The 10,764-nt window shown below is 67.4% G+C and carries 11 protein-coding genes; 6 read left to right on the top strand and 5 right to left on the bottom strand.

What is annotated here, in order from left to right:
- The first annotated feature begins 250 nt into the window (after positions 1-250).
- Positions 251-1,102, top strand: coding sequence for a D-hexose-6-phosphate mutarotase (locus HMPREF2581_RS28160; RefSeq protein ID WP_003112064.1), 852 nt, complete (start codon positions 251-253; stop codon positions 1,100-1,102).
- Between the two features lie 8 nt (positions 1,103-1,110).
- Here HMPREF2581_RS28160 and HMPREF2581_RS28155 read toward each other — a convergent pair whose 3' ends face one another.
- Complete coding sequence (locus tag HMPREF2581_RS28155; RefSeq protein ID WP_003091466.1) at positions 1,111-1,968, bottom strand: MurR/RpiR family transcriptional regulator; 858 nt, start codon at positions 1,966-1,968, stop codon at positions 1,111-1,113.
- 186 nt (positions 1,969-2,154) lie between these two features.
- Between HMPREF2581_RS28155 and zwf the strand changes: the two genes are divergently transcribed.
- The 3 genes from zwf to HMPREF2581_RS28140 are packed head-to-tail and all read left to right on the top strand — an operon-like array spanning position 2,155 to position 5,007.
- Positions 2,155-3,624: a glucose-6-phosphate dehydrogenase gene (gene zwf, locus HMPREF2581_RS28150; RefSeq protein ID WP_003091465.1), complete on the top strand. Its 1,470-nt coding sequence runs from the start codon at positions 2,155-2,157 to the stop codon at positions 3,622-3,624.
- Positions 3,611-4,327 carry a 6-phosphogluconolactonase gene (gene pgl, locus HMPREF2581_RS28145; RefSeq protein ID WP_003130495.1) on the top strand — a complete coding sequence of 239 codons (717 nt, stop codon included), beginning with the start codon at positions 3,611-3,613 and terminating at the stop codon, positions 4,325-4,327. The genes zwf and pgl overlap by 14 nt, the downstream gene beginning before the upstream one ends.
- 17 nt (positions 4,328-4,344) lie before the next feature.
- Positions 4,345-5,007, top strand: a complete 663-nt coding sequence (locus HMPREF2581_RS28140; protein WP_003138452.1) for a bifunctional 4-hydroxy-2-oxoglutarate aldolase/2-dehydro-3-deoxy-phosphogluconate aldolase — start codon at positions 4,345-4,347, stop codon at positions 5,005-5,007.
- Positions 5,008-5,096: 89 nt separating this feature from the next.
- Here the strand turns inward: HMPREF2581_RS28140 and HMPREF2581_RS28135 are convergent, their stop codons facing one another.
- The gene (locus tag HMPREF2581_RS28135) at positions 5,097-5,534 is read right to left on the bottom strand and encodes an NUDIX hydrolase (protein WP_003107683.1); all 438 of its coding nucleotides are present in this window, start codon (positions 5,532-5,534) and stop codon (positions 5,097-5,099) included.
- 147 nt (positions 5,535-5,681) lie between these two features.
- Here HMPREF2581_RS28135 and rluB point away from each other — a divergent pair, with 147 nt between their 5' ends.
- Both rluB and HMPREF2581_RS28125 read left to right on the top strand, forming a co-directional pair.
- The gene (rluB, locus tag HMPREF2581_RS28130) at positions 5,682-6,842 is read left to right on the top strand and encodes a 23S rRNA pseudouridine(2605) synthase RluB (RefSeq protein ID WP_003113439.1); all 1,161 of its coding nucleotides are present in this window, start codon (positions 5,682-5,684) and stop codon (positions 6,840-6,842) included.
- Between the two features lie 92 nt (positions 6,843-6,934).
- Positions 6,935-7,312: a hypothetical protein gene (locus HMPREF2581_RS28125; protein ID WP_003138455.1), complete on the top strand. Its 378-nt coding sequence runs from the start codon at positions 6,935-6,937 to the stop codon at positions 7,310-7,312.
- 106 nt (positions 7,313-7,418) lie between these two features.
- Here the strand turns inward: HMPREF2581_RS28125 and HMPREF2581_RS28120 are convergent, their stop codons facing one another.
- The 3 genes from HMPREF2581_RS28120 to hutG form a co-directional block, all read right to left on the bottom strand.
- Positions 7,419-8,342: a GGDEF domain-containing protein gene (locus HMPREF2581_RS28120; protein WP_003105929.1), complete on the bottom strand. Its 924-nt coding sequence runs from the start codon at positions 8,340-8,342 to the stop codon at positions 7,419-7,421.
- A 228-nt stretch (positions 8,343-8,570) separates the two neighbouring features.
- Positions 8,571-9,785 (bottom strand): sodium/glutamate symporter, encoded by a 1,215-nt coding sequence (gltS, locus tag HMPREF2581_RS28115; RefSeq protein ID WP_003138457.1) that lies wholly within the window; start codon positions 9,783-9,785, stop codon positions 8,571-8,573.
- Between the two features lie 38 nt (positions 9,786-9,823).
- Positions 9,824-10,759, bottom strand: a complete 936-nt coding sequence (hutG, locus tag HMPREF2581_RS28110; protein ID WP_003138458.1) for a formimidoylglutamase — start codon at positions 10,757-10,759, stop codon at positions 9,824-9,826.
- Positions 10,760-10,764 lie beyond the last annotated feature (5 nt).

Below are 10,764 nucleotides of genomic sequence, written 5' to 3'. Positions count from 1 at the left end.
CTGGTGGCGGGGATCAAGATCCAGACGGTGTTCTGACCGTCGCGTTGCCTGCTCCGGTGTTGTGCCTGGGCCCGCCCGAGCGTTTCGGGCGGGCCGTTTTTTTCCGGCGACCGCTCTTCCCGGCTGCCTGTTACAAACCGACTACGCTTTTCCTGTGCCGATCATTTGGGGCTTGCGTGCGAAATGTAGTAAAACTACACGGATGCACGCCCGGGCTTTCCGGGAAGGGGAGAGGGTAGGACAATCGGACATGCTTGAGCATCCGCTGCAGCGTTTCTTTCATTCCATGCGGGCCAAGCGACCGTTCGACTGGGTACGCTTCCAACGTCGCGATCTGCTGTTGATCGACCATCCGCTGTGCCAGGCCGTATTCAGTCGGCAAGGAGCGCAGCTCCTGCATTTCCAGCCGCAGGGCGAACGCCCGTTGCTGTGGTGCGCCAGCGAATGGCCGGCCCTCAGCAGTGCGCCGGTGCGCGGCGGCATCCCGGTCTGCTGGCCGTGGTTCGGCAGCCATCCGAACGGCAGCGAATGGCCGCAGCAGGGCTGGGCGCGGCAACGCGAATGGCGCCTGCTGGATGCCTACGCCGACGAAAGCAAGGTGGTGGTGAGCTGGCAACTGGACCTGGAGGACTGGCACGTGCGCCTCGATGCGCGCCTTGGCCAGCGCCTGGAGCTGGAGCTGTGCAGCTACCATGAGGAAGACGACGATTGCCTGTTCAGCTTCGCCCTGCAGCCCTACTGGCGGGTCGGCGCGCTGAGCCGGGTGGTGGTGCACGGCATGGAGCTGGAGTCGGCTCGCGGCCAGCGCGGCGCTTCGCGGATTCCGGGAACCTGGATACCGCGCGGCGCGGTCAAGCAGGTGCTCTACCATCCCGGATCGCTGGTGCTGGAGGACGGCGGCTGGAACCGCCGCTTGCGGATCGACAAGAACGTCAGCGCCGGCAGCGTGATCTGGCACCCCGGCAGCCGCCCGGTGGAGCAGGTCGAGCCGGGCGAAGCGGAACGCTTCCTCTGTATCGGCGCCGCTGGCTACCGCCCGGGTGGGCTGATCCTGGCGCCCGGCGAACGCATGCGCCTGAGTCTCGCCGCCGGCCTGCAATAGGCAGGCGGTCAGTTGTCCTCGTCGAGGGGATAGCGGGTCGGCACCAGGCTTTCCTTGATCCGCCGCAGGTGCGGCTGGAAGTCCACGCCGCGGCGCAGGGTCACTCCGGTGGCCAGTACGTCGAGCACGGTGAGCTGGACGATCCGCGAAGTCATCGGCATGTAGATGTCGGTGTCTTCCGGCAACGGGATGTCCAGGCACAGGGTGCTGGCCCTGGCCAGCGGCGAGCCGGCGGCGGTCAGGCCGAGCACCGAGGCGCCGTTCTCCCGCGCAAGGTGCGCCACCTCCACCAGCTCGCGGGTGCGTCCGGTATAGGAAATCACCACGAACAGGTCGCCGGTATGCGCCACCGAGGCGATCATCCGTTGCATCAGCACGTCGGCCTGGGCGCTCACCGCCAGGTTGAAGCGGAAGAACTTGTGCTGCGCGTCGAGCGCTACCGAGGCCGAGGCGCCGAGACCGAAGAAGTGGATCTGCCGGGCCTGGATCAACAGGTCCACGGCGCGGTCGATGACGCGTGGGTCGAGCAGCTTGTGGGCGCTGTCGAGGGAGGCGATGGTGTTGCTGAAGATCTTCCGTGTATAGGCTTCCGGCCCGTCGTCCTCGGCTACCGCCTGGGTCACGAAGGCAGCGCCGCTAGCCAGGCTCTGGGCCAGCTGGATCTTCAGTTCCGGATAGCCGCTCATGCCGAAGGAGCGACAGAAGCGGTTCACCGTCGGTTCGCTGACCGCTGCCGCCTGGGCCAGGGCGGCGATGCTGAAGCGGGTGGCCTGCTGCGGGTTCTGCAGGATGACCTCGGCGACTTTGCGCTCCGCCTTGTTCAGTTCGTCCAGGCGGCTCTGGATCTGCTCCAGCAGGTTTTTCATCCGGGTTCCTCGTGTTCTGTCGGCCCGGCGGGGAAGGGCCGGCGGCGGCGCCTATCCTAACGTCAGGCCGGCATGCGACCAACAGCGTGGCGGGCTGGGAAAAATATGTTGTTTAATTACTACATATTTGTCTTAATTGCGCAGTGGATGGCTCAATATCACTCAATATTTGGTTGGTAACAACAAATGCCTGATGTCCGCGTTCTGCCTTGCACGTTAGCGCTGTTCGGTGCGCTGGGCGATCTCGCCTTGCGCAAGCTGTTCCCGGCGCTCTACCAACTCGATCGCGAGAACCTGCTGCACCGCGATACCCGCGTCCTGGCCCTGGCCCGTGACGAAGGCGCTCCCGCCGAACACCTGGCGACGCTGGAGCAGCGCCTGCGCCTGGCAGTGCCGGCGAAGGAGTGGGACGACGCGGTCTGGCAGCGTTTCCGCGAACGCCTCGACTACCTGAGCATGGACTTCCTCGACCCGCAGGCCTATGTCGGCTTGCGCGAGGCGGTGGATGACGAACTGCCGCTGGTCGCCTACTTCGCCACGCCGGCCTCGGTGTTCGGCGGCATCTGCGAGAACCTCGCCGCCGCCGGTCTCGCCGAGCGCACCCGGGTGGTGCTGGAGAAGCCCATCGGTCATGACCTGGAGTCGTCCCGCGAGGTCAACGAGGCAGTCGCCCGGTTCTTCCCGGAAAGCCGCATCTACCGGATCGACCATTACCTGGGCAAGGAGACGGTGCAGAACCTGATCGCCCTGCGCTTCGCCAACAGCCTCTTCGAGACCCAGTGGAACCAGAACCACATCTCCCACGTGGAGATCACCGTGGCCGAGAAGGTCGGCATCGAAGGCCGCTGGGGCTACTTCGACCAGGCCGGGCAACTGCGCGACATGGTGCAGAACCACCTGCTGCAACTGCTCTGCCTGATCGCCATGGATCCGCCCAGCGACCTTTCGGCGGACAGCATTCGCGACGAGAAGGTCAAGGTGCTCCGCGCCCTCGAGCCGATTCCCGCCGAACAACTGGCTTCGCGCGTGGTGCGTGGGCAGTACACCGCCGGTTTCAGCGACGGCAAGGCAGTGCCGGGCTACCTGGAGGAGGAACATGCGAATCGCGACAGCGACGCGGAAACCTTCGTCGCCCTGCGCGTGGATATCCGCAACTGGCGCTGGTCGGGCGTGCCGTTCTACCTGCGCACCGGCAAGCGCATGCCGCAGAAGCTGTCGCAGATCGTCATCCACTTCAAGGAGCCGCCGCACTACATCTTCGCTCCCGAGCAGCGTTCGCTGATCAGCAACCGGCTGATCATCCGCCTGCAGCCGGACGAAGGTATCTCCCTGCAAGTGATGACCAAGGACCAGGGCCTGGGCAAGGGCATGCAATTGCGTACCGGCCCGCTGCAACTGAGTTTTTCCGAGACCTACCACGCGGCGCGGATTCCCGATGCCTACGAGCGTCTGCTGCTGGAGGTCACCCAGGGCAACCAGTACCTGTTCGTGCGCAAGGACGAGGTGGAGTTCGCCTGGAAGTGGTGCGACCAACTGATCGCTGGCTGGGAACGCCTGAGCGAAGCGCCCAAGCCGTATCCGGCGGGGAGTTGGGGGCCGGTGGCCTCGGTGGCCCTGGTGGCCCGCGATGGGAGGAGTTGGTATGGCGATTTCTGAGTTGAAGCTGCCGGCCGGCGTCGGCCTGCAGGTCTGGGGCAGCGCCGCCGAGCAGGCCCGCGGCCTGGCCGCCGAGGTCGCCGGCCGGTTGCGCTCGGCGCTGGCCGAGCAGGGCCAGGCGCTGCTGGTGGTGTCCGGTGGGCGCAGTCCGGTGGCCTTCCTCGAAGCCTTGAGCGAGGAGCCGCTGGACTGGTCGCGGATCACCCTCAGCCTGGCCGACGAGCGCTGGGTGCCGGAGTCGCATGCCGATAGCAACGCCGGCCTGGTTCGCCGCCACCTGCTCCGTGGCGAGGCGGCGAAGGCGCGCTTCATCGGCCTCTACCAGCCGGCGGCGAGCCTGGAGGAAGCGGCCGAGCTGGCCGACCACCACCTGCACGAGCTGCCGTTGCCGATCGACGTGCTGGTCCTTGGCATGGGCGACGACGGCCATACCGCCTCGCTGTTCCCGAACAGCCCTGGCCTGGACCTGGCGATGGATCCCCAGGGCACGCGCCGTTGCCTGCCGATGTGGGCGCCGAGCGTGCCGCACCAGCGCCTGACCCTACCGCGCGCCGTGCTGGCGGCGGCGAAGGTGCAGCTGCTGGCGATCCAGGGCCAGTCCAAGCTGGCCACCCTGAACACCGCGCTGGCGGTCGAGGACGAACGGCGGATGCCGGTTCGCGCCTTCCTCCGCGCGCCGCTGACGATCCATTGGTACCCCTGAGTGGCGGAGCTGTAGCCATGCACAACCTTGAACAGAAGACCGCCCGCATCGACACGCTGTGCCGGGAGGCGCGCATCCTCCCGGTGATCACCATCGACCGCGAGGCGGACATCCTGCCGATGGCCGATGCCCTCGCCGCCGGCGGCCTGACCGCCCTGGAGATCACCCTGCGCACGGCACACGGGCTGACCGCCATCCGTCGCCTCAGCGAGGAGCGCCCGCACCTGCGCATCGGCGCCGGCACCGTGCTCGACCCGCAGACCTTCGCCGCCGCGGAAAAGGCCGGGGCGAGCTTCGTGGTCACCCCGGGATGCACTGACGAGTTGCTGCGCTTCGCCCTGGACAGCGAAGTCCCGCTGTTGCCCGGCGTGGCCAGCGCTTCCGAGATCATGCTCGCCTACCGCCATGGCTACCGCCGCTTCAAGCTGTTTCCCGCCGAGGTCAGCGGCGGCCCGGCGGCGCTGAAGGCGTTCTCGGGACCATTCCCCGATATCCGCTTCTGCCCCACCGGAGGCGTCAGCCTGAACAATCTCGCCGACTACCTGGCGGTACCCAACGTGATGTGCGTCGGCGGCACCTGGATGCTGCCCAAGGCCGTGGTCGACCGCGGCGACTGGGCCCAGGTCGAGCGCCTCAGCCGCGAAGCCCTGGAGCGCTTCGCCGAGCACCGCAGACACTGAGACTGCCCGCCTGGGCATGCCCGGCTTCGGCCGGGTTTTTTTATGCCGTCCGGATTATCCGGGGCATGGAACGGCTGACGTCATCGGCGTTATTCGCCGATGCGCCGGCGTTCCCGCAGATAGTCGCCGAGCCGGCTCTGCAGGTAGGGTACGGCCATGGCATGCGCGAGGTAGGCGTCCACCTCCATCAATCGCCAGTATTGTCCTTCGTCGCCGAAGCGGATGGCCTCGAATTCGCGGTCCTCCAGGCGCGCCACCAGGAAGTAGGCGAAGGGCGCGCTGCCGCTGGTGCTCGGATACTGTCGCTGCCATTCGATACGAGGTTCTTCCAGGCGGATGGAGAACTCTTCCTCGAGTTCGCGCAGGGCGCATTCGGCAGGCGTCTCCAGGCCCTCGCGGCCGCCGCCGGGAAAGTCCCAGTAGCCGGGGAAGGGAATGCCGGGTTTTTCGTCGCGTTTGTAGACGACCAAGTGGTCGCCATAGAACAGCGCCAGCTTGGCGCCGCTGAAGGGAGGGACATCGTGCACCGGGGCCTCCGGGTGGCGGGGTGGGTGAACCCGGCCTAGTCTAGCGGGATTGTCCGGGTTTCCGCCCGGGGACGGTGCTTTGTCCTGACGAAGCGCGTATGATGCGCGCCCTTCGATTCGTTGCCAGCCACACCGGGAGGTGCCCAGATGAACGATACCCCAGAGAATCCCCACGTACCGGTCGGGGAAAAACTGCAGAAAGTCCTCGCCCGTCTCGGCGTCGGTTCCCGGCGCGACGTAGAAGTGTGGATCGCCGAAGGTCGGGTCAACGTCAATGGCAGCGTGGCCAGCCTCGGCCAGCGGGTCGACAGCCACGATGCGATCACCGTCGATGGCCACCTGATCCGCCGCGAAGAGGCCGCCGAGAGTGTCCGTCGCGTGCTGATCTACAACAAGCCGGAAGGCGAGGTCTGCACCCGCGACGATCCGGAAGGCCGCCCGACCATCTTCGACCGCCTGCCGCGCCTGCGCACCGGTCGCTGGATCAATGTCGGTCGCCTGGACATCAATACCACCGGCCTGCTGCTGTTCACCACCGATGGCGAACTGGCCAACCGCCTGATGCATCCTTCCTATGAGATGGACCGTGAATACGCGGTACGGGTGCGCGGCGAGGTCACCGAAGAGATGATCGAGCGCCTGCTCAACGGCGTGATGCTCGAGGACGGCCCGGCCAAGTTCAGCGATATCCAGCAGGCGCCGGGCGGCGAAGGCTTCAACCACTGGTACCACTGCGTAGTGATGGAGGGCCGCAACCGCGAGGTGCGCCGGTTGTGGGAATCCCAGGGATTGGTGGTCAGCCGCCTGAAGCGAGTGCGTTTCGGCCCGGTGTTCCTGACCTCCGAGCTGACCATGGGCCGCTACCGCGAAATGGACCAGCGCGAAATCGACATCCTCAGCGAGGAAGTCGGCCTCAAGCCGGTGGCGCTGCCGGGCATGACCACCAAGGCGCGCGAGAAGGCCGAACGCCAGCAGCGCAAGCAGGCCCGTCCGCTGGCGCGCAGCGAGCGTCCGGAAGCCGGGCGCAAGCGTGCGCCAAGGCGCGAGGACGGCGAGAATGCCGCTCGTCGCGCGCCGGCTTCGCGTCCCGCGCGCGGTCCGCAGCCGAGCGCCGAGCGCAAGGGGCGCGAGCAGGGCACTCCGGTTGCCGAGCGGCCCCGCGAGAGCAACCGCAAGCCGCGCCCGAGCAAGCCGCGCGACGAGCGTCCGGCCAGCGCGCCGGGCGACAAGCCGGCGGCCCGCAAGCCGCAGGTCAAGCGGCGGCCGAAACCGGCCGGCGACGGTATGCGTCCGGGCTTCCGCCGCTGAGCGGAAAGCGCCCTGGAAAGGCCCCTTCGGGGGCCTTTTTCATGCCTGGGAATCGGTGTCTAATGGTCGCCCGCACACAAGGAGGTGGTGAAATGCACAGGATCCTGGCTATCGCGCTCTGCATGCTATGGAGCGTCGCCGGGCTGGCCGAGGATGCGGCGATGCCGGCGCAGAGCTGTGCAAGCCTTGGCGAGGCGACGGCCGGCCCCGAGGACAACTTCCGTCCGCCGCTGGAGGGCGAGGTGATCGACAAGGGGCGCGCCTATTTCCACAGCGCGCCGCGTGCCGACTGTGTCACCGGGGTCTTCGTGATTCCCGGCGACTTCGTTACTGTCTACAAGCCGAGCGGCGAGTGGCTGAACGTCATGTACCTGGCTCGAGGCGGCAAGGAAACCAGCGGCTGGCTGCTGGAGAAGCGCGTCCGCTTGCGCCAGGCCTATGGCGCCCCGGACGAGCCGGCGCAGCCATAAGAGGCAGGACCTTGGCGGAAACCGTGACTGCGCCGGTGAGAGCCGTTGCTACTGCCGTCGCCCGATGCGCCCGCTCCGCGCTTCGGGGTGTGCGAGTCGGCAAGCCTCAGGCGCAGCGCAGGCGGTTGCGGCCGTCGCGCTTGGCTTCGTAGAGCGCCTCGTCGACCCGTCGCAGCAGGTCGTCGCTGCCTTCGCCGGGCCGCAGGTCGGCGCAACCGAGGCTGATCGACAGCTTCAGCGGTTCGCCGGCGTGCCGGTAGTCCAGTTCCTCCACCGCCTGGCGCAGGCGTTCGCCGACCATGCAGGCAGCCTGCAGCGGCGTGCTGGACAGCAGGACGAGGAATTCCTCGCCGCCGAAGCGGAACACCATGTCGACATTGCGCAGGTGGTCCTTGATGGTTTCCGCCACGGCCTTGAGGGCTTCGTCGCCGACGGCGTGACCGTAGTGGTCGTTGACCCGCTTGAAGTGGTCGATATCGAGCATCAGCACCGAGAGCGGTTGCAGGTTGCGCCGGGCCAGTTCCAGTTCGCGGCCGAGCGCCTGGTCCATGGCGATGCGGTTGCCGGTGCCGGTCAGGGCGTCGCGCAGGGCGGTCTGGATCGCGGCGCGATAGAGCAGGGCGTTGCGCAGCGGGAACAGCAGGGTGCCGAGCAGGCTCTCCAGTTGCCGTTGTTCGTCTTCGCCGAGGCGCTGGCGGCGACGGAAGATCAGTTCGCCGAGGTAGTCGCTGTCATGGCTCAGGCGATAGCTCACCGAATGCTTGGCGCTGCTGCCGAACTCCAGGCGCAGGTCGGAGCCCGGATGGCGGTAGCCAAGGGCGTCCAGCGGGATCAGTTGGCGGACTTCCTCGAAGAACAGGCCGAGAATCCGCTCCGCCTCCAGGCTGCTCTGCAACTGTAGGGTCAGTTGCTGGCGCAACTCCGTCAGGTTGCTGGCGCGCGGCCCGCTGGCGTTGCCGCCGGGCTGGGGGCCGCGCTTCTGCTTGGCGGCGTCGAAATCGATGGTATTGGACTGCTTGGGAGGAGCCATGCGCGGAACCTCTGGCGCGAAAGACGGCGACAGTAGGGCTAAGGCGAGTTTCGTGCCAGCCAACTGAAGAACGGAGAAATCAGAGGCACAGACAGGTTTTCCTAGGAATGGTTTCCACATTCTGTAGGAATTTCGGAGAGATTTCGACGGAATAATGGCGTTTTGCTGGCGAGTGGCCGAGGCGCTCGTCGGAAAGCTGGCGCTCCGCTAGCGGAGCGCCGCCATGGTTCAACTGAAGGCGTTGATGAACCAGGTGATCGCCGGGATGGCGACGAGATCGATCAGTACCGCGCCGCACAGGGGCACGATGATGAAGGCCTTGTGCGAGAACACCCGATAGTGCTCGCAGACCGCGCCCATGTTGGCCACCGCGTTGGGCGTGGCGCCCAGGCCGTGGCCGAGGAAGCCGGCGCAGAGCACCGCCGCGTCGTAGTTGCGGCCGAGCAGGCGGAACAGCGCGAAGATCGTCAGCAGCAACAGCACCGCGACCTGGATGAACAGTACGCCGAGCAGCGGCAGGCCGAGGTTCTCCAGCTCCCAGAACTTCAGGCTCATCATCGCCATGGTCAGGAAGATGCCCAGGCAGACGTCGCCCAGGGTACCGACGGCGTGGTCCGGAATGCGCAGCCAGCCGAGCCGGTCGTCGAGGTTGCGCAGGACGATGGCGATGAACATCGCCCCGACATAACTGGGCAGCACCAGGCCCAGGCGTTCCTGGAGCGCGTCGCCGAGCCAGAAGCCGAGCACCATCACCAGCAGCACGCAGGTCAGCAGGCGCAGCAGGAGATTGCCGTCCAGCGTGGCCGCCGCATGCTGGCGTCGCTCCTGCTGGCCGAGGGCTTCCAGCCGGTTGTCGCTTTCCGCCTGCACCGGCAGGCGGTTGCGTTCGATCAGCCAGCGCGCCACCGGGCTGCCGAGCAGCCCGCCAGCGACCATGCCGAAGGTGGCCGAGGCCAGCGCCACGGTGGTCGCGCCCTGGGCACCGAGCCCTTCCGCAACCGGGCCGAAGGCCGCCGCCGCGCCGAAGCCGCCTTCCAGCGACACCGCGCCGGCCATGATCCCGAGCAACGGGTCGAGGCCGAGCAGTCCGGCGCTGCCGACGCCGATCAGGTTCTGCAGTATCGCCAGCGCCCAGCAGGCCGACAGGTAGACCAGCAGGGTCTTGCCGCCCTTGCGCAGCAGGCCGAGGCTGCCACCGAGGCCGACGGTGGTGAAGAACGCCACCATCAGGGGCGTCTGCATGCTGGTGTCGAGGCCGATGTCGAGCCAGCCGCGATCCCTGAGCAGCCAGACCAGGAAGGCGAAGCCGAAGCCGGCGATCACCGGCGACGGTACGCACAGACGTGTCAGCCAGCGGCTGCGCTTCTTCAATTGGCTGCCGAGGGCGAGCAGGAGCAGGGCGAGGGCGGTGGTGGACAGGGCGTCCAGGTGCAATGTCGGCATGGCGGGGCTCTATTGTTGTTGTGTGGGCGAAAGGGCGATCAGTTGACCAGGCTGTCGACCAGGCGCGCGGCGATCCGGGCGGTGCGCTGGTCGCTATCGAGTTGCGGGTTGAGTTCGGCGATGTCGGCCAGGCGCAGCTTGCCGCTGGCCTTGGCGCGGCGGACCAGGTGCTCCACCACCGACATCTCCACGCCGTGCGCCGAGGGCGCGCTGACGCCGGGCGCCTGGGCGGCCGGGAGCACGTCGAGGCAAACGGTCAGGTAGAGGTGGTCGACGGATTGCAGGAAGCTGTCGAGGAAGGCTTCGCTGCGTTCCAGGTTCCAAGGCTGCAACTGGCGGTCCAGCAGGTAGCGCACACCCAGGCGCTGGGCCTGGTCGAACAGCGCCGCGGTGTTGCTCAGGCGGCTGATGCCCAGGCAGCAGTAGGCGAACGGCCAGTCGCTGGCCTGGCAGAGTTCGGCGATCTGGCGGAACGGCGTGCCGGAGCTGGCCCGTTCGGCGTGGCGCAGGTCGAAATGCGCGTCGAAATTGAGGATACCGATGCGCGGCAGGCGCTCATGCCGACTCAAGTGGCGGGCGAGGCCGGCGAAGCTGGCGTAGGCGATTTCGTGGCCGCCGCCCAGGCCGACCACCCGGTGGCCGCGCGCGAGCAGGTCGGCGACGCGTTGCGCGTAGCATTCCTGGGCGGCTTCCAGATCGTCGCCGGCGACGATGTCGCCGGCATCGTAGATCGCTTGCTCGCCGTGCCAGGCCAGGTTGGCCAGCGCGCGACGCAAGGCTGGCGGTCCGTGGCGCGCGCCCTGGCGACCCTGGTTGCGGCGCACGCCTTCGTCGCTGGCGAAACCGAGCAGCACGCTGGCCGCTTCGGCGTCGTCTGCGTAGGGGCGCATCCATTGGTGCCAGCGCCGCGCGTCGGCGCCTTCCTGGCTATCGATCCGGCCTTGCCAGAGGCTCATGTCGGGGGCGGGGTACATCGAAA

Origin of the sequence: Pseudomonas sp. HMSC057H01 (assembly GCF_001836405.1) — a bacterium.
GTDB lineage: Bacteria > Pseudomonadota > Gammaproteobacteria > Pseudomonadales > Pseudomonadaceae > Pseudomonas > Pseudomonas aeruginosa.
This window is presented reverse-complemented; position numbering and strand designations above follow the sequence as displayed.